General features: G+C 40.9%; 3 protein-coding genes. All 3 read right to left on the bottom strand.

The annotated features are described in order from the left end of the window. Positions 1-7,610 (bottom strand): non-ribosomal peptide synthetase (locus F6K15_RS20120; RefSeq protein WP_293063596.1); only part of this gene is annotated, 7,610 nt, incomplete at its 3' end. A 2-nt stretch (positions 7,611-7,612) separates the two neighbouring features. After that, entirely contained in the window at positions 7,613-16,273 is an 8,661-nt protein-coding gene (locus F6K15_RS20115; RefSeq protein ID WP_293063594.1) for a non-ribosomal peptide synthetase, read from the bottom strand. Continuing rightward, positions 16,270-22,569: non-ribosomal peptide synthetase (locus F6K15_RS20110; protein ID WP_293063592.1), on the bottom strand; the 6,300-nt coding region annotated here is incomplete at its 5' end. The genes F6K15_RS20115 and F6K15_RS20110, both read right to left, overlap by 4 nt.

Below are 22,569 nucleotides of genomic sequence, written 5' to 3'. Positions count from 1 at the left end.
AAAGGTAAATCCTCAAGCAAAACATAAGTAAGCGGAACCATATATTCTGGCAACTTCTGCTTCAGGTAAGACCGTAATTTTTGTGCTGGCAATACCCGCAGCTGACTACTACCATTCTCCTGATTTTCCCATTCCTCAAATAAATCAGACTTTTCACCCAAGGAAGCTACCACATAACTCACTAATCTCTGAGTTCCCCCTGGTTCTCCTACCACACTTACCACTCCTTTGGCAATACCCGGATGCTCCATTAACGCCACTTCTATTTCTCCCAACTCTATCCGATAACCATTTATTTTCACCTGGAAGTCAACTCTACCCAAAAATTCTATATTTCCATCTGGCCAATACCTCCCCAAATCTCCTGTTTTATATAATCGTTCTCCTGTTACCGGATGCTCAATAAAGCTAGCTTCCGTCTTTTGTTGATTTTTCCAGTAACCTAAAGCCAATCCCACTCCACCAATATAAAGTTGACCAGGTACCCACACAGGACTTGGTTCCATCAAATGATTCAGAACATAAAAACTTTGATTTGATAAGGGTTTTCCATAAGGAATACTTGTCCACTCCCTATTAATTTCTGTGATTGGATAATAAATTGACCAAATAGATGCTTCCGTTGCACCTCCGAGACTCACCACTTCAATATCTTCCCAAATATTACGCAATCTCTCTGGTAAACTCATCGGCAACCAATCTCCACTCAATAACACTAACCGCAGTTGTTGCCTCACTGTCAGAGGATGTGAAGATAAATATTCCACCAACATTTGCATCAGAGCAGGTACAGTATTCCAGACAGTGACTTGGTGCTCGACCATTAACTCCACCCAATGAGCGGGGTCTTTTCCTGCTGTTGCAGAAGGCATCACTATGGTAGCACCAGCAGCTAAACTACCAAAAATATCATACACAGACAAGTCAAAATTGAGAGCTGAAATAGCTAAGATTCGGTCATCACAATTGACATGGAAACGGTGGTTAATATCCACAATAGTATTGACAGCACCACGATGGTCAATGGCCACACCTTTAGGTAAACCAGTGGAACCTGAAGTATAGATGACATAAGCTAAATCATCGGGAGTAGAAACTGTCTGTAAAACACTATTACCATTAGATACAGAAACTTCCAGTTGTGGAGAGTCTATACAGAAATACTCTATTCCATCAGGTAAAGAAATATCTGACACTAAAGGAGTCTGAGTCAAAACCAGTTTAACTTCCCCTTGCTCCAACAAATATTTCAGTCGTTCTTCTGGTAATGTGGGGTCAATTGGCAGGTAAGCAGCACCAGAAAGGAGAATAGCCATCACAGCTACCACTTGTGCCCATCCCTTGTCCATAACTACAGCTACGAGAGTGTTGGGAGTAGCTCCAGACTGCTGTAACATGATACCGATGTTGTGAGCGAGTTCTGATAATTGTCTGTATGTGAGGGAACATTCTCGACTAACCAGAGCCATTGCATCTGGACGTAGGGCGACTTGTTCTAGAAATAGACCGTGTAAAGTCTGTTTCGGAATAGATGTGGTAGTTTGATTAATTTCAAGGCGTTGAGCGAGTTGAGTTGGTGGTAAAAGTTGAGGATGAGTATGACCCCAGGCAGTATCAGTGGTAGCTAATTGTTGTAACCAATGTTGGTAGCTTTCAAACATTTCATCGATGACACCTTCGGGAAATAGTTCTTCCACAACATTCCAGATTAGCATTAATGCTCCTTGTTCGTCTTGCGATACCGCATGATCGAGCCAAACTTGAGGAGTTTTATTCACCATGTATACCAGCTCTCCCAAATCATCAAGGGAAGATTCTTCTGATTCACTTGATGGCAATAGATCGGCAAAGGAATCTAAAGCTAGAGTGCTAGTAAACACTACCCCCATTGGTTGATAAGTTCCACGGTGACGACGCAATTCTCGTTGTACTTCTACTCCACTGACATACCTATGGTCTAAATCTTGCCACAGTTGACTCTGTATTCTTTGGGCACGTTCCACAAAACTGCTCGCCACTGAATTGTTTACTTCCAACAATGTCAAGCTCGTGAAATCTCCTACTAATTGATTCACTTCTGGATGTAGCTCCCAACGGTTGAACAACGTCAAATTTATGGTAAATTTAGGACTTGTACTCCAGTAAGTTAAGATATCTGCAAAAGCTGCTAACAATACTCCCGATGGAGTTAAAGATGCTTGTTGAGCTTTTTGTTTCAATTTTTGCCAATTTTGGGGAGACAGCTTGGCCTGATATGACTTAAACTCTGGTTCTTGGAGAGCCACAGTTTGTCTGACCATCGGTAGTTCTGGTGTTGGTGGCAAACTCTCTAAACGCTGCCTCCAATATTCCTGAGAACTCTGATACTGGGGTGTTGACTTCAGGCTTAACTCTGTTAGTACATAGTCACGAAATGTGATTTCTAATCCGGGCAGTGCAGTTTCTGGAATTTGATACAGTTGTAGCCATTGTATCCAAAAAAGCATCATGCTCCAAGCATCTGCAACTAAGGCATCAAAACTCCAATGCAGACGATAGAGATTTTCCTTTAAACGAGTGGCACGTATCTTAAACAAAGGCCATTGGTCTGCGGGGAATAGTTCATGGGACATTTCCTGGCGAATTGCTTCTAGTTCCTGGGTTGCCTTTTCTGGTGAGTGACCAGATAAGTCTCTGATTTTGATCTCATAGGGAGGTACTTGCTCTAGAACTTGTTGTTGACCATCTGGTAAGATAATAACTCGCAGCATATCATGGTGGTTAACTACCTGTTGCCAAGCTTGGCTTAACTTTTCGACATTTAAGTTCTCACAATCAAGTTCTATATAACTATGAGTGGCAATATTGCCTAATTCAAAAGCACTATTGCGACCAAACCAATACGCTTGTTGAACATCTGTGAGCGGAAATGGTTGATGGCGTTGTTCGGGTGCTGGCACAATAGTTGGCATCACTACAGATTTCTCTTCTGATGATTCTTCTACTGGCAGTAATTTCAAGGCTTGCTCTAATTCAGCAATGGTGGGGTCTGTAAATAGGGTTGTCAGAGGAACATCTTGGTGAAGTTGTTTGCCGATACGAGATACAAGTTGAGTTGCTAGCAAGGAATGTCCGCCCAAATCAAAAAAGTTGTCATGGATACCCACTTGTTTAACACCAAGCACTTGTTTCCAAATTTCAACTAATGCTTTTTGTGTGGGAGTCTGAGGTGCAACAAAATCTGTATCTGTGGATAGGTTACTCGTATTATCTGGTGCTGGCAATGCTTTGCGGTCTATTTTGCCATTGGGAGTCAGTGGCAGGTGTGGCAACACTACAAACCTAGAAGGAACCATATAATCTGGTAATTTTTGCTCCAGGTATTCTCTCCATTCCGGTATCAGTTGTTTTGCGGCCTGGGTTGCTAAGGGATTATTACCATAACTGTGCCATTTTCCTTCGACCAATGATTTTTGAGTTAGTGGTGTTAACACCATTGCTTCTGCTGCTAACTCATTGCGCACAAATACTGCATCCAAACAGCCCACATTGCCTTGTGCAGACCAACATAATTCTAGTTTATACCCCAGTTTAACACTCAGTTTATGTAACTGTTCTGGATCGATGCCATTCACTGGCTCATTTTCTAACTGTTCTTTCAACTGCCCCACATTTAGTTGAGACTCTGGTTGTGACAGCAACTCTGTTGCTGCTACATCAGTAGCTACCCTGCTATTGACTAAACCACTAAAACCAATTGACTCTGGCTGCTTTTCCGTCAAATATGCCTCAATATCTGCCATTGACATACCCGTTTCCTTTGCCATCGGTGCTGCTATAACAGATGTCGGTTGTCCCTGTATGTGCAAGAAAACATTGTAGCGATATTTGTTCAGTTCATTATGTTCGCTTCCCCTCTGTAAACGTATCTGTACATGAGTAATTTCTGGATATTTCTCTTTGATAGCTACAAAAAACTCTGGTGACACAAGCAACTCAATCTCCTGCTGCATTTGTCGGTCTATATTTTCTCTTAGTTCTTTTAGTGACAGAGATGGAGTAGCTGTGTGCAATTGTACTGAGGCATGAAATGCTCTCATTAGTGGGAGACTGCGGATATCTCCTAGCACTATCGAACCACCTGGTTTAACTACCCGAATACTATTTTCTATAACTTCCAACAGATATTCTATACTTGGGAAATATTGAACTATAGAACTCAGGAACACTACATCGAAACTGTTATCTGTCATTTCTGCCATGTTGTCAGCTCGTTTTTGAGCCAGAGTTACATGAGCATATTTGTCTGGGTGTTGTGCTATTTGTTTTCGGATATACTCCAGGGAGACATCGGAAATATCTGTGCCATAATAAACTTCTGTATGTGGTGCGATTTGAAACAGTAACATTCCTGTTCTACAGCCAATTTCACACACACTTTTGGGATTACTGGCTAAAACTTGCGTCACTAGATCGTTCGCCCAGACTCGCATTTGTACCTCTGGCACCAGTTCCTTGTCATAACTGCTGCTCCACCCAGTCATATTAAACAATGAGTCGGTGCATTCATCTAATTGAGAGTAAATTCGTTGGTTGAATATTTCTTGCCAACTATTGTGGTAATTCTCTAATATTTCTGGGTTTGAGGTAATAGTCTCAGTTTCAGCAGCTATATATCCGACTAGATATTTATCACCAGGGGTATCTTCCCGCGCTATAACTACTGTTTCTTTGACTTTTGGATGTTGATTGATAACAGTTTCAATTTCCCCTATTTCAATACGGAAACCCCGAATCTTCACTTGATGATCGATGCGGCCGAGAAATTCTATATTCCCATCTGGCAAATAACGTACTAAATCTCCTGTCTTATAAAATTTTGATGTAGCTTCAAATTCATTATTGTCAAAGGGATTAGGAATAAATTTAGCTGCTGTCAGTTCAGGACGGTTATGATAGCCTTTTGCCAGTCCATCTCCAGTAGTATATAGTTCTCCTGGTACTCCTATTGGTACTGGTTGTAAATATGAATCCAAAATATATACTTGAGTGTTAGAGACAGGTTTACCTACGGGGACTGACTTTTCTAAATTACTGTTAGCTTTGGCTGGAAAACAACAGGTAAATGTAGTGTTCTCGGTCGGGCCGTAACCGTTAACTAATTGACACCCTGGCAGTTCTTCCACTACTTTTTGCACGCAAGCTACTGACAACACATCTCCCCCTGAAAATAGTTGCTTGAGGGAAGTTAAATCTTCTAATTGTTCTTCTACCATCAGATGAAATAACCCAGATGTTAGCCACAGATGCGTAACTTGATTTTCCCTGATAACTGCTCCTATTTCTGCCAGGGTTGGTTGATGGGGTGGCATTACTACTAATACTCCTCCATTGAGCAGACTACCCCATATTTCCCAGGTGGATGTATCGAAGGATATAGGTGATAATTGTAGGAAAATGTCTTGTGCAGTGAAGTTAACATAGTTAGTGTTTTGCACCAGTCGCACTACCCCTCGATGTCTGACGTTAACACCTTTAGGTAAACCTGTCGATCCAGAAGTATAGATCATGTATGCCAAGTTGTCTGGTGTTATAGATACAGTTGGAGTTTGTGAACTGTTTGTGGAAATAACTGTATCTGTATCCAGGCAAATAATTTTAGCTGCTATTTCTGGTAAACGCTCTCGCAATTTTTCTTGAGTCAGCAATATAGAAAGTTGCGCATCTTCAATCATATAATTGAGACGGGATGGGGGATAGTTGGGGTCAAGTGGCACATAAGTAGCTCCTGCTTTGAGTATTGCCAATAAACCGATGATCATTTCCACAGAACGCTCAACAAAAATACCAACTCCTAGATCGGGTTTGACTCCCAACTGTTGCAAGTAGTGAGCAAGTTGGTTAGCTCTGCTATTTAACTGGGAGTAAGTTAGTTTCTGTTCAGCAAATACTACTGCTAGAGCATCAGGTGTTTTTTCTACCTGAGCTGCAAATAACTCATGGATACACTTTTCTCTGGGATAATCTGTTTTCGTGTTGTTCCATTCTACTAATAACTGCTTTCTCTCTGCATCGCTCATCAATGGCAGCAAACCAATAGGTTTCTCCGGATATTCCAGAGCAGCTTTGAGCAAGTTTTCATAATGTGACAACATTCGGTCAATAGTTTCCGCCTCAAATAAATCTCGATTATAAGCACATAATCCTTTGATTTCCTCTCCTTCTACCCATAGGTGTAATTCTAAGTCTAACCGCACTGTGACTTCATCTTCAATCTTTTCATACCAACTTACCTCTAAATTCGGTAGGCTAAAAGATGGCTTGGCGACTTCAGACTGCTGAAGAGCAAACGATACCTGAAACAAAGGATTTTGTGATAAGGAACGTTCTATTTGTAACTCTTCCACAAGTTTCTCAAAAGGTAAATCTTGGTGAGCATAAGCTTCTAGAGCTGTCTGCTGCACTCTTTTGATAACTTCTGTAAAACTTGGTTCTCCCTCCAAGTCTGTATACATGACTAGGGAGTTAACAAAAAAACCGATTAATCCTTCTATTTCACTGCGGTTACGGTTCGCAATAGGTGAACCTACTACTATTTTTTCTTGACCACTGTAACGATGCAGTAATACTTTGAACCCTGCTAACAGAGTCATAAATAGGGTGACACCTTGCTCTTGGCTCAGTTGTTTGAGTTTTGAGGTTAATGAAGCTGATAAATTTATCGGTAAACCCGCTCCTTTAAAACTTTCCACTGCAGGTCGGGGATGGTCTTTTGGTAGTTGCAGTTGAGGTAATTCTTTTAGCTTTTGCTTCCAGTACTCTACTTGCGTTTCCAGAACCTCACCTTGTAAGTAATTTCTTTGCCAGGCTGCAAAATCAGCATATTGTATGGGTAGCTCTGGTAAAGGAGATGGTTTATTTGCAAGTGCTGCGGCATAATGAGTTGATAATTCTTGGGCGAATAATATCAAAGACCAACCATCAGCCACAATATGATGCAATACAACTAGAAGTATATGTTCGGTAGCTGTCAGTTTATATAGTCTAGCTCTTATGGGTAGGTCTACTTCCAGATTAAACTGTTGTTGATTTTCCTGTTGGAGTAAAAGTTGCAGTTGTGCAGTTTGTTCGGATGATGTTAGCTCACTTAGGTCTTGTAATGGCAGTAAAAGTGCAAAAGGAGGTTTAATGACTTGTACTGGTGTATCATTAATGGAACTAAAGGTAGTTCTTAGAGTTTCATGGCGAGCAATGATTCCATCGAGACTTTTTTGCAGAGCAACTTCGTCTAATTTACCAACTAAATGTAGGGCTAAGGGTAGATTGTAAGCATTACTAATCAACCCCATTTTATCAATAAACCACAGCCGTTGTTGGGCAAATGATAGACTTAAATTTTCATCCCTGGGAATAACCTCAATTGGAGATAGAGTATTATTTCTATCCTGACTTACTTGGTTGAGGAAAGAAAGGATTTCTTCTTTGTATTCAGCTATCTGTTGGTATAGTTCTGGTGTTAATACTCCTTCCGGAGCATCACATAAAAGTTTTGTACCATCAGTTGAAATCTCAATTTCTAAACTGTACAAATAGGATATAAATTCAATTACCGTTGTTTTGTTTGTTTTCATGTTTAAAACTCCACTCTTTTTTTAGTACCCAAGTTTGATTTTGTCTTCTCTAAAGTTTGTTTTGTTTTTAAGACAACCTCTAGATAGTCAGCTACATCTTTGACAGTATCTGCTCCCAGAAAGTCTCTCAAACTCATATCTACTTGAAATGTTTCTTTAATTCTAGAAACAATTCTAGTCGCAAGTAAAGAATCACCACCTATTTCAAAAAAATTGTTATTAATACTAATTTGATTAACCTCCAGAATATTTTCTAACATCAACGCTAGGTCTTTTTGGATAGGGGTATTTGGTAGCAAACCAACTTGTTCCCTATTCTGTAGAGAGTTAATAACATTAGGAACTGGCAATGCCTTACGGTCAACTTTACCATTAGCAGTCAAAGGTAAATCCTCAAGCAAAACATAAGTAAGCGGAACCATATATTCTGGCAACTTCTGCTTCAGGTAAGACCGTAATTTTTGTGCTGGCAATACCCGCAGCTGACTACTACCATTCTCCTGATTTTCCCATTCCTCAAATAAATCAGACTTTTCACCCAAGGAAGCTACCACATAACTCACTAATCTCTGAGTTCCCCCTGGTTCTCCTACCACACTTACCACTCCTTTGGCAATACCCGGATGCTCCATTAACGCCACTTCTATTTCTCCCAACTCTATCCGATAACCATTTATTTTCACCTGGAAGTCAACTCTACCCAAAAATTCTATATTTCCATCTGGCCAATACCTCCCCAAATCTCCTGTTTTATATAATCGTTCTCCTGTTACCGGATGCTCAATAAAGCTAGCTTCCGTCTTTTGTTGATTTTTCCAGTAACCTAAAGCCAATCCCACTCCACCAATATAAAGTTGACCAGGTACCCACACAGGACTTGGTTCCATCAAATGATTCAGAACATAAAAACTTTGATTTGATAAGGGTTTTCCATAAGGAATACTTGTCCACTCCCTATTAATTTCTGTGATTGGATAATAAATTGACCAAATAGATGCTTCCGTTGCACCTCCGAGACTCACCACTTCAATATCTTCCCAAATATTACGCAATCTCTCTGGTAAACTCATCGGCAACCAATCTCCACTCAATAACACTAACCGCAGTTGTTGCCTCACTGTCAGAGGATGTGAAGATAAATATTCCACCAACATTTGCATCAGAGCAGGTACAGTATTCCAGACAGTGACTTGGTGCTCGACCATTAACTCCACCCAATGAGCGGGGTCTTTTCCTGCTGTTGCAGAAGGCATCACTATGGTAGCACCAGCAGCTAAACTACCAAAAATATCATACACAGACAAGTCAAAATTGAGAGCTGAAATAGCTAAGATTCGGTCATCACAATTGACATGGAAACGGTGGTTAATATCCACAATAGTATTGACAGCACCACGATGGTCAATGGCCACACCTTTAGGTAAACCAGTGGAACCTGAAGTATAGATGACATAAGCTAAATCATCGGGAGTAGAAACTGTCTGTAAAACACTATTACCATTAGATACAGAAACTTCCAGTTGTGGAGAGTCTATACAGAAATACTCTATTCCATCAGGTAAAGAAATATCTGACACTAAAGGAGTCTGAGTCAAAACCAGTTTAACTTCCCCTTGCTCCAACAAATATTTCAGTCGTTCTTCTGGTAATGTGGGGTCAATTGGCAGGTAAGCAGCACCAGAAAGGAGAATAGCCATCACAGCTACCACTTGTGCCCATCCCTTGTCCATAACTACAGCTACGAGAGTGTTGGGAGTAGCTCCAGACTGCTGTAACATGATACCGATGTTGTGAGCGAGTTCTGATAATTGTCTGTATGTGAGGGAACATTCTCGACTAACCAGAGCCATTGCATCTGGACGTAGGGCGACTTGTTCTAGAAATAGACCGTGTAAAGTCTGTTTCGGAATAGATGTGGTAGTTTGATTAATTTCAAGGCGTTGAGCGAGTTGAGTTGGTGGTAAAAGTTGAGGATGAGTATGACCCCAGGCAGTATCAGTGGTAGCTAATTGTTGTAACCAATGTTGGTAGCTTTCAAACATTTCATCGATGACACCTTCGGGAAATAGTTCTTCCACAACATTCCAGATTAGCATTAATGCTCCTTGTTCGTCTTGCGATACCGCATGATCGAGCCAAACTTGAGGAGTTTTATTCACCATGTATACCAGCTCTCCCAAATCATCAAGGGAAGATTCTTCTGATTCACTTGATGGCAATAGATCGGCAAAGGAATCTAAAGCTAGAGTGCTAGTAAACACTACCCCCATTGGTTGATAAGTTCCACGGTGACGACGCAATTCTCGTTGTACTTCTACTCCACTGACATACCTATGGTCTAAATCTTGCCACAGTTGACTCTGTATTCTTTGGGCACGTTCCACAAAACTGCTCGCCACTGAATTGTTTACTTCCAACAATGTCAAGCTCGTGAAATCTCCTACTAATTGATTCACTTCTGGATGTAGCTCCCAACGGTTGAACAACGTCAAATTTATGGTAAATTTAGGACTTGTACTCCAGTAAGTTAAGATATCTGCAAAAGCTGCTAACAATACTCCCGATGGAGTTAAAGATGCTTGTTGAGCTTTTTGTTTCAATTTTTGCCAATCTCTGGCTGATAGTTGCGATCGCAAGGATTTAAACTCTGGTTCTTGGAGTGCTACAGTTTGCTTAACCATAGGTAATTCTGGTGTTGGTGGCAAACTATCTAAACGTTGCCTCCAATATTCCTGAGAACTCTGATACTGGGGTGTTGACTTCAGACTTAACTCTGTTAGTACATAGTCACGAAATGTGATTTCTAAGGTGGGCAGTGGAGTTTCTGGAGTGTAATACAGTTGCAGCCATTGTTGCCAAAAAATCATCATGCTCCAAGCATCTGCAATTAAGGCATCAAAACTCCAATGCAGACGATAGAGATTTTCCTTTAAACGAGTGGCACATATCTTAAACAGAGGCCATTTATCTGTGGGAAAACTCTCATGGGACATTTCCTGGCGAATTGCTTCTAGTTCCTGAGCTACCGTTTCTGGTGAGTGACCAGATAAGTCGATAATTTCGATCTCATAGGGAGGTACTTGTTCTAGAACTTGTTGTTGACCATCTGGTAAGATAACAGCTCGCAGCATATCATGGTGGTTAACTACCTGCTGCCAAGCTCGGCTTAACTTTTCTACATTTAAGTTCTTACAATCAAGTTCCAGATAACCGTGAGTGGCAGTATTCCCCAATTCAAAGGCACTATTACGACCTAGCCAATATGCTTGTTGAACATCCGTGAGCGGAAATGGTTGATAGCGTTGTTCGGGAACTGGCACAATAGTTGGCATCACTAGAGATTCACTCTCTAATGAATTTTCGATGGGCAGTAATTTTAATGCTTGTTCTAATTGGGTAATGGTGGGAGATGCAAATAGAGTTTTTAGGGAAACATTCTGGTGAAGAGATTGACGGATACAGGAAATAAGTTGAGTCGCCAATAAGGAATGTCCGCCCAAATCAAAAAAGTTGTCATGGATGCCTACCTGTTTAATACCTAGCACTTGTGCCCAAATCTCGACTAATGTTTGTTGTGTCGCAGTCTGAGGCGCAACAAAATCTGTGGAGAGGCTACTAGCATTATCTGGTGCTGGCAATGCTTTGCGGTCGATTTTGCCATTAGGAGTCAGTGGCAGTTGTGGCAACACTACAAACCCAGAAGGTACCATGTAATCTGGCAACCTCTGTTCCAAATACTCTCTCCATTGTGGTATCAATTGTTTCGCTGCCTGAGCTTGTAAGGGATTATTACCATAACTATCCCAATCTCCCGACACTACTAATTTTTGAGTTAGTGGTGTTAAGACTATTGCTTCTGTTGCCAATTCATTCCGCACGAATACTGCATCAACATATCCGGTTTTTCCTTGGGGCGACCAACATAACTCTAGTTTATACCCCAGTTTAGCACTCAGTTCATGTAACTCTTCTGGATCGACTCCATCTAGAGACTGTTGGTCTAACTGTTGCCTCAGTTGCTGCACATTTAGTAGTTGAGACTCAGATTGCGACCGCAACTCTAATGCTGCCACATCAGTAGCTATTCTGCTATTTACCAAATTACTGAAACAAATAGACTCTGGTTGCTTTTCCTTCAAATATGCCTCTATTTCTCCTGCTGAAATACCAGTTTTCTCATAAGTTGGTGCTTCTATAACAGATTTTGGTTGTGCTTCTATATGCAGCAACACACTATAGCGATATTTATTCAGTTCATTAAGTTCCCTCCCCTTTTGTAAACGCATTTGTACATGAGTTATTTCCGGATATTTCTGTTTGAGGGCGACAAAAAACTCCGGCGATACCAATAACTCTTTCTCTTGCTGTATAAACCTGTCTATCCGTTCCGTTAGTTGTTTCACTGACAGAGATGGGGTAGCTTTATACAATTGCACCGAAGTCTGAAATGCTTCCATCAGTGGAAAATTACGGATATCCCCTAGCACTATCGAACCACCTGGTTTAACTACCCGAATACTATTTTCTATAACTTCCAACAAATAATCTATACTTGGGAAATACTGAACTATAGAATTGAGCAGCACTACATCAAAACTATCGTCACTCACATCTGCCATCTCTGTTGCTGCTTTTTGAGCCAGAGTTACATGAGCATATTTGTCTGAATGTTCTGCTATTTGTCTGCGGATATACTCCAGGGAAGCATCAGAAATATCTGTACCATAATAAACTTCCGTGTGAGGTGCTATCTGAAACAGTAGCATTCCTGAACCACACCCTATTTCCCATACTTTCTCCGGGTTAGTGCCTAAAACTTGACCCGCAATATCATTGGCCCAGACTCGCATTTGCGCTTCTGGTATCGGTTGGCTATCATAGTTACTTAACCAACCTTTAGCATTAAATAGGGGGTCGCTAACTTGAGTTAACTGAGAGTAAATTTGTTGGTTAAACAGTTCTTGCCAATTATTTAGTTGAGTTTCTGATAGTTCTTGGTTGGAATTAGTATTAGTTTCGTTTTCAGGTACGATGTATGCTACTAAACGTTGATTACCAGGAGTATCTTCTCTCGCTACAACTACTGTTTCTTTGACCGTGGAATTTTGAGTGAGAGTCGCTTCTATTTCTCCTATTTCAATACGGAAACCGCGAATTTTTACTTGATGGTCAATGCGACCGAGAAATTCTATATTACCATCAGGCAAATACCGTCCTAAGTCCCCAGTTCGATATAACTTCTGTTCTGGTTGGTTAATAAAGGGGTTAGGAATAAACTTCTGAAGTGTTAATTCAGGGCGGTTCAGGTAGCCACGAGCTAAACCAATACCACCAATATGTATCTCCCCTGGTACTCCTATCGGTACTGGTTGTAAATTCCCATCAAGGATATAAATTGTGGTATTAGCGATGGGACGACCAATAGCGATCGCGCCAGACTCTTCTGAGCATTGGGCCATTGTCGCACAAACTGTTGATTCTGTTGGCCCATAAGCATTGACAAATTGTCGCCCTTGTGACCACTGGGAAATTAACTCTCGCGAACAAGCTTCTCCTGCTACAACTATCGTTTTGAGAGCTGGTAATTTTTCTTGAGGCATTACCCCTAGAGCTGATGGAGGCAAAGTAACGTGAGTAATTTTTTTCTCATCTAATAACTTACTCAAATTTTCTCCAGGCAATAAGTTGTCTCGTTTGTCTAGATACAGACTTGCACCTGAGCAAATAGCCATAACTATTTCCCAGATGGAGGCATCAAAGCTGATTGATGCGAATTGTAGCACTCTGCTATTTGAGCCTACTTTGAAGGCTTTAATTTGAACTTGAGCTAAGTTACACAAACCCTGATGAGCTAACAATACTCCTTTTGGTTTACCTGTTGAACCTGAAGTATAGATGGTATAAGCTAAATTTTCCGGTGTGACTTTAGTGGTAAGATTTTCTTGAATTTCCGTAGCAATTTTGCTCTCATCTCGATCTAGGCAAACTACCTGAGCTTGGTGTGGTGGCAGTTGAGCTAATAAGTGTTCTTGAGTTAGCAATACTGACACTTGAGAATCATTGAACATATAACTGAGGCGGTCTTGTGGATAAGTTGGGTCTAATGGTACATAAGCTCCTCCTGCTTTGAGTATGGAGAGTATACCGATGATCAGATCTACTGAACGCTCGATACAGATACCCACTAACACTTCTGGTCCCACGCCCAACTTTTGCAAGTAATGAGCTAGTTGGTTAGCTTTGGTATTCAACTGAGAATAAGTGAGCTTTTGTGCTCCAAATGCTACTGCTACTGCATCGGGTGTTGTTTCTACAATGCTCTCAAATAATTCATGGATACATTTTTGATCTGGATAATCTGTTTTTGTGTTATTCCATTCTATTAATAACTGTTGCTGCTCTGTCTGACTCATCAAAGGCAGTTTAGCAATTGGTAACTCTGGGTTTTCCACTGCTGCGGATAACAAGTTTTGATAATGGGACAACATTCTGTTGATAGTTTCCGCCTCAAACAAGTCTTTGTTGTATGCACAGAATCCTTCAATTTTGTCTCCTACTGGCCAAAAATGTAATTCCAAGTCCATCCGCACAGTCATTTCCGCTTCCACTTCTTCATACCTATCCAACTTTAAGTTGGGCAAGCTCAAAGATGGATTCATAACTTCAGACTGCTGCACAGCGAATGATACCTGAAATAGAGGATTTTTCGAGAGAGAACGTTCTGGTTGTAACTCTTCTACCAGTTTCTCAAAAGGCAAGTCTTGGTGAGCATAAGCTTCTAAAGCTGTTTTTCGCACTCTGTTTAAGACTTCGGTAAAACTTGGTTCTCCCTCCAAGTCTGTGTACATAACTAAGGAGTTGACAAAAAAACCGATTAACCCTTCTATTTCACTGCGGTTACGGTTCGCAATAGGTGAACCTACTGCTATTTTTTCTTGACCACTATACCGATGTAGTAAGACTTTGAACCCTGCTAAGAGGGTCATAAATAGAGTCACACCCTGCTTTTGAGTTAATTGTTTTAATTTTGAGGTTAGTGATGGTGATAAATTTATTGGTAAACCTGCTCCTTTGAAACTTTCCACTGCGGGGCGAGGATAGTCTTTTGGTAGTTGCAGTTGAGGTATTTCTTTGAGCTTTTGCCTCCAGTAGTCTATTTGTGTTTCCAGAGTTTTACCTTGTAAATAATCCCGCTGCCAGACTGCAAAATCAGCATATTGTATGGGTAGCTCTGGTAAAGGAGATGGTTGGTTGGTTACTGCTGCAGTATAATGATTTGATAGTTCAGATGTCAATACATTCAGAGACCAACCATCAGAGGCGATGTGATGTAATGTAATTAGAAGTACGTGTTCGGTATCTCCTAGTTGAAACAATCTTGCCCTGATAGGTGGATCTACTTCCAGATTGAATAGTTGTTCATTTTCTTTTTGAAGCAACTGTTGCAGTTGTATTTTTTGTTGAGCAGGTGTTAACTCACTGAGGTCTTGTAATGGTAATACAAGTGCAAAAGGAGGTCTAATTACTTGTACTGGTTTATTGTTGACAGGAGTTACGGAAATTGAGTTGGAAACTTCCATCTTTGTGGGCGAATGCCATTCGCCCCTACGGGTGGTGTCTGATTTAGTATTTGGCGTAATTCCTGTTGAGTTGGAAACTTCCATCTTTGTGGGCGAATGCCATTCGTCCCTACGGGTGGTGTCTGATTTAGTATTTGGCGTAATTCCTGTTGAGTTGGAAACTTCCATCTTTGTGGGCGAATGCCATTCGCCCCTACGGGTGGTGTCTGATTTAGTATTTGGCGTAATTCCTGTTGAATTTGAAACCTCCATCTGTATGGGCGAATGATATTCGCCCTCCCCATCATTTGAAACCTCCATCTGTAGGGGCGAATGGTATTCGCCCTCCCCATCATTTGAAACCTCCATCTGTAGGGGCGAATGGTATTCGCCCTCCCCATCATTTGAAACCTCCATCTGTATGGGGGAATGGCATTCGCCCTCCCCATCATTTGAAACCTCCATCTGTATGGGGGAATGGTATTCGCCCTCCCCATCATTTGAAACCTCCATCTGTATGGGGGAATGGTATTCGCCCTCCCCATCATTTGAAACCTCCATCTGTATGGGGGAATGGCATTCGCCCTCCCCATCATTTGAAACCTCCATCTGTATGGGGGAATGGCATTCGCCCTCCCCATCATTTGAAACCTCCATCTGTAGGGGCGAATGGCATTCGCCCTCCCCATCAAGAGAACTAAAAGTAGTTCTGAGAGTTTCATGGCGAGCAATGATTCGATCTAGACTTTGTTGTAAAGCAACCTTGTCTAATTCACCCACCAAATGCAAAGTTAAAGGCATATTGTAGGCATTATCAGTCAACCCAGTTTTTTCAATAAACCACAGCCTTTGTTGAGCAAATGATAATGGTAATTCTTGTTCTCTGGAACTTGGTTTAATAGGTTCCCCCAGAGAATGTTGGGTTGTCTGCACTTCTTGAAGTAACTCTAGGATTTCTGTTTTACGCTCTGCTATTTCTTGACGTAAAGTTGATGTTAAAATCCCTGGAGCAGCATTACAGCGGAGTTTTCCTCCATCAGCGGAAAAATTCACACCTAGACTACGAAGATAAGATAAAAATTCAACTGTTTTAGTAAGTTTCAAAATACTACCTCCTCATTTTCAACTTCTGAATTTTGTAAATCTTGCTCAGACAAAATAATAGTTTCAATATATTCTGCTAACCCAGCTACTGTGGGCAACTCAAATAAAATCCTTAAAGGAAACTCTACATTTAAAACCTTTCTTAGTCGAGATACAATTTGAGTAGCTAATAATGAATGGCCTCCTAAATCAAAGAAATTATCATGTATCCCCACTTGTTTAATACTCAGAACTTGTGCCCAAATCTCAGCCAATGTTTTTTGTGTTGGCGTCTGAGGAGGGACAAAATCTGTTGAGAGACTACGACCTAAATCTACTGTAGGTAATGCCTTACGATCTACCTTACCATTAGGTGTTAGTGGCAGTTGTGGCAAGACTACAAACCCAGAGGGTACCATATATTCTGGTAATCTCTGCTCTAAATACTCCCTCCACTGCGGTATTAGTTGTTTAACTGCTACAGAAGCCAAGGGATTATTAGCATAACGATGCCAATTTTCTGCGATCGCCGATTGTTGAGTTAATGGTGTTAACACTACCCCTCCTGTTGCTAACTCATTACGCACGAAGACTGCATCAAAACATCCTTCTTGACCCTGGAGCGACCAACATAACTCTAGTTGATACCCTAAAGAAGTACTCAGTTGATGTAGTTGTTCTGGTTCGACACCATTGGGGGGTTGCCGGTCTAACTTTTGTTTCAATTGCTGTACATTTTTGATTTCCTCTGTTTGTGATAGTAACTCTACTGCTGCCACATCAGTTGCCACACGGTTATTTACTAAACTGCTAAAGCAGATTGATTCTGGCTGTCTTTGCTGTAGATACCGTTCTATGTCTTCAATAAACATACTAGCTCCATTTTCTACTGGTGCTTCAATGACGGTTCTGGGTTTAGTCTCGATGTGCAACAGTACATTATAGCGATATTTATTCAATTCATTATGTTCGCTTCCTCTCTGTAAACGTATTTGTACATAACTAATTTCTGGATAAATTTCTTTGAGAGCAACAAAGAACTCTGGCGCAACCAACAATTCGTTTTCCTGCTGCATCAGTCTATCTACATTCTGTTTTAGTTGTTTAACTGACAGAGATGGAGTTGCTTTATGCAGTTGCACCGAAGTATGGAATGCTCTCATTAGTGACAGACTACGGATACCCCCTAGTACAATCATTCCTCCAGGTTTGACTACCCGAATGCTGTTTTCAATAACTTGCAACAGATATTCTACACTAGGGAAATACTGGACGAACGAGTTTATCAGCACCATATCAAAGCTGTTATCCGCTATATCTGCCATATCATCAGCTCGTTTGTTCCCTAAAGTTACATGAGCATATTTGTCAGATTTTTGTGCTATTTGTTTTTGAATATACTCCAGGGATATATTGGAAATAACACTACCATAATAACCTGCCACATGAGGTGCTATCTGAAATAGTAGCATTCCCGTTCTACAGCCTATTTCATATATGTTCTGAGGTTGCATCCCTAAGACTTGAGTCACAATATCGTCAACCCATACTTGCATTTCCTCTACTGGTATCAGTTCATTGTTATAACTACTACGCCAACCAGTAGTATTGAATAAAGGGTCTGTAGTTTCACTCAATTGTGAGTATATTTGTTCAAATACTTCCTGCCAACTACTTAGTTGAGTCTCCAATAACTCAGGGTTCGAGGTAATTATACTTTCAATTTCACTCACTATGTATGCTACTAAGCGCTTATCTCCAGAGTCTTCCTCTTTTACCACCACTACTGTTTCTTTAATTGTCGGATTTTGATTGAGAACAGCTTCTATTTCCCCTGTTTCAATCCGGAATCCACGAATTTTTACTTGATAGTCGCTCCTACCGAGATATTCAATGTTGCCATCCGGTAGATAACGTGCTAAATCTCCAGTTTTATACAACCTCTTCCCTTCTACAGTAATAAATTTTTCCCTAGTCAGTTCGGGGCGGCCTAAATAACCATCTGCTAGAGGAACGCCACCAATATATAGTTCTCCATGCACGCCTATAGGTACTGATTTTAGGTAAGAGTTGAGGATGTAGAGTTCAGCATTAGCAATAGGACGACCTATAGGTGGCAGTTTCGGACAACTAGCAGGCTCTCCTTGTAAAGTATAAGCAGACACCACATGGCTTTCCGAAGGTCCATATTGATTTTGCACTCTACAATTAGGTAGTCGGTTCATTAACCCGATGATGTCTGGAGTTAACTGCAACTGTTCTCCTGCTGTAATAATTTCCTGTAGTTGTGGTAGCACCGGACATTGAGAAGCTACTGTTGCTAACTGTTGTAAAGCTACAAAAGGTAAAAATATCCTATCTACATTGTTCTCAGCTAGGAATTTCATCAAAGCTAGGGGATCGCGCCTGACTTCTTGAGATACTAACACCAGAGTTCCCCCAGAATACCAAGTCGATAAAATTTCTTGGAAGGATACATCAAAGCTAATAGGAGAAAATTGGAGTGTTCTCGCACCTTGACCAACAATAGCTTCCTGCTGTTGCCAAACTATCAAGTTGACAAGAGCGCGTTGGCTCAAAGCTACTCCTTTAGGTTTACCTGTAGAGCCAGAAGTATAAATGACGTAGCCTAGATTAGACGGTTTAACTCCACTCTGCAATTTCTCTGAAGCAACCTCAATATTCACGATCCGATCGCTATCCAAACACAATACTTGAGCTTGATGCTCTGGTAACAATTGCACCAATGATTCCTGTGTAAGTAAAACCGACACTTTTGCATCAGCAAGCATATAAGCTAAACGTTCCGGTGGATAGCTCGGGTCTAACGGTACATAAGCTCCTCCTGCTTTAAGTATGGCTAATATAGCGATCGCCATTTCCAGAGAACGCTCAACAAAAATACCCACTAGCACATCAGGCTTAACTCCTAACTCTTGTAAGTAATAAGCTAGTTGGTTAGCTTTGCTATCTAATTCAGAGTAAGTTAGCTTTTCCTCTGCAAATACTACTGCTACCGCATCTGGCGTTTTCTCTACCTGTTCCGCAAATAATTCATGGATACATTTTTCCGTAGAATAATCTGTTTTTGTGTTATTCCATTCTATCAACAACTGCTGCTGTTCTTGGTTGCTCATCAACTGTAGTAGATGAATAGGTTGTTCTGGAGCTTCCAGAGCATTTTCTAGCAAGTTTTGATAATGAGACAACATCCGAGCGATCGTTTCCGCCTCAAATAAATCTCGGTTGTAACTACAGAATCCTTTGATTTCTTCTCCCTCTTCCCACAGGTGTAATTCTAAATCCACCCTTACCGTCATTTCTTCTTCTATTTCTTGATACCAACTCACCTCTAATTTTGGCAAACTAAAGGATGGGTTCATAGCTTCAGACTGCTGAAGAGCAAACGATACTTGAAACAAAGGATTTTTCGAGAGAGAACGTTCTGGTTGCAACTCTTCTACCAGTTTCTCAAAAGGTACATCTTGGTGAGCATAAGCTTCTAAAGCTGTCTGTCGCACTCTGTTTAACACTTCGGCAAAACTTGGTTTGCCCCCCAAATCTGTATACATGACTAGGGAGTTGACAAAAAAGCCGATTAACCCTTCTATTTCACTCCGGTTACGGTTGGCAATGGGTGAACCTACTACTATTTGTTCTTGACTACTGTAGTGATACAGTAATACTTTGAGCCCTGCCAAGAGGGTCATAAACAGAGTCACACCCTGCTGCCCCGTCAGTTGTTTTAATTTTGAGGTTAGTGATGCTGATAAATTTATTGGTAAACCCGCTCCTTTAAAACTTTCAACTGCGGGGCGAGGACGATCTGTGGGTAGTTGCAGTTGAGGTAATTCTTTGAGCTTTTGTTTCCAATAATCTAATAGTATTTCTAGAGTTTCACCTTGTAAATAATTCCGCTGCCAAACAGCAAAATCAGCATATTGTATGGGAAGTTCTGGTAAAGGAGATGGTTGGTTTGCTACTGCTGCAGCATAATTTGCTGATAGTTCTTCAGTGAATACAGTTAGAGACCAACCATCAGAGGCGATGTGATGTAACGTTACTTGGAGTATGTGTTCATTAGTCCCTAATTTCAACAGTTTCACCCTTATAGGTGGGTCTACTTCTAGATTAAATTGTTGTTGATTTTCCTGTTGGAGTAAAAGTTGCAGTTGTGTAATTTGTTGAGCAGGTGTTAACTCACTCACATCTTGTTTAAGCAGTGAGAGGGCAAAAGGAGGTCTAATTACTTGTATTGGTTTATTGTTGGCAGGAGTTACGGAAATTGATTGGGAAACCTCCATCTTTATGGGCGAATGCCATTCCCCCCTACGGGTGGTGTCTGATTTAGTATTTGGCGTAACTTCTGTTGACTGCATCTGTAGGGGCAAATGCCGTTCGCCCTCGGCATCATTTGAAACCTGCATCTGTAGGGGCGAATGGCATTCGCCCTCCCCATCGATAGAACTAAAAGTAGTTCTGAGAGTTTCATGGCGAGCAATAATTTGGTTCAGACTTTGTTGCAGTGCAACTTCGTCTAATTTACCAACTAAATGTAGAGCTAAGGGTATATTGTAAGCATTGCCACTTAACCCAGTTTTCTCAATAAACCAGAGTCTTTGTTGACCAAAAGATAATGGTGGAGGATTACCATCTTGTACTCTTGGTGTAATGGCTAATGTCTCCACCCTGTTAGTTTGAGCTAGATAAATCTCTAGTTCCTTAGCTAAATTAGCTATATCTGGTTTCTCAAAGATAATTTGTAGAGGGAACTCCACTGAAAATGTCTGTCGTATCCGAGACACAACCTGAGTTGCCATCAAAGAATGGCCGCCTAAATCAAAGAAATTATCATGTATCCCCACCTTTTCTATACCCAGCACCTCTGCAAAAATATCTGCTAATCCCTTCTCTGTTTTGGTCTGCGGGGCTACATACTCCGTTGACATACTACTGGTAAAATCTGGTGCTGGCAATGCCTTACGATCTACTTTACCATTCGGCGTCAGGGGCATTTGTGGCAACATCACAAACCCAGAAGGTATCATATACTCCGGCAACCTCTGTTCCAAATACTCCTTCAACTGCGGTATTAGTTGTTTCCCAGTCATAGTGGCCAAAGGATTATTCCCATAACTCTTCCAGTTACCCCCTAATATGGACTGTTGAGTGAGTGGCGTTAAAACTATTCTCTCTTCTGCTAACTCATTTCGCACAAATACCGCATCCACACATCCCATATTACCTTGTGCAGACCAACACAACTCTAACTTATATTCCAAATGGCTACTCAGTTGATGCAGTTGTTCTGGATCGATACCATGTACTGGCTGATTTTCTAACTGTTGTCTCAACTGTTGCGCGTTCAGTTTAGACTCTGCTTCTAAAACTTCCACAGTCTGTAGATCTTTTTCTATTCTCCTATTTGCTAAACTACTAAAGCAGATTGATTCTGGTTGTTTTTGTCGCAAATATGCCTCAATATCCTCATAACTCATCCCCACACCATTTTCTGTGGGAGCTGCGACCGCAGATATTGGTTGCTGTTGTATATGCAATAACACACTATAACGATATTTATTCAGTTCATTAATTTCAGTTCCCCTCTGCAAACGTATCTGTACATGAGTTATTTCTGGATATTTTTCCTTAAGAGCAACAAAAAACTCTGGCGATACCAACAACTCTTTTTCCTGTTGCATTTGTCTATCTATGCTTTGTCTTAGTTGTTGGAAAGACAATGATGGGGTAGCTTTGTACAATCGTACCGAGGTGTGGAATGCTCTCATTAACGAATGACAGCGGATATCCCCTAAGAATATCGTTCCTCCTGGTTTAACTACCCGGATGCTGTTTTCTATTACTTGCAACAGATACTCTACATTAGGAAAATATTGCACTACCGAACTTAAAAGCACCAAATCAAAGCTATGATCGGCAACCTCTGATACATCTTCAGCCTTTTTCTGAGCTAAATTTACATGAGCATATTTTTCTGGTTGCTGTTCTATTTGTTTTTTGATGTATTCTAATGATACGTTGGAAATATCAGTTCCGTAATATCTTTCTGTGTGCGGTGCGAGTTGAAATAGCAACATTCCTGTTCCACAACCTATTTCCCAAACACTCTCCGGTTTCTGGGCTAACACTTGACCAACAATATCCCCTGCCCAGATGCGCATTTGCTCTACTGGTATAGCCTGGTTATCGTAGTTGCTAATCCATCCCCTAGTGTTAAATAAGGGGTCAATTACTTCACTGAGCTGTTCGTATATTTGTTGGTTGAATATATCTTGCCAGCTTTCTACTTGAGTTTC

This window comes from Okeania sp. SIO2B3, from assembly GCF_010672525.1.
GTDB lineage: Bacteria > Cyanobacteriota > Cyanobacteriia > Cyanobacteriales > Microcoleaceae > Okeania.
Note: the sequence above shows the minus strand (reverse complement) of the source record. Positions and strands in the feature narration are given on the sequence as shown.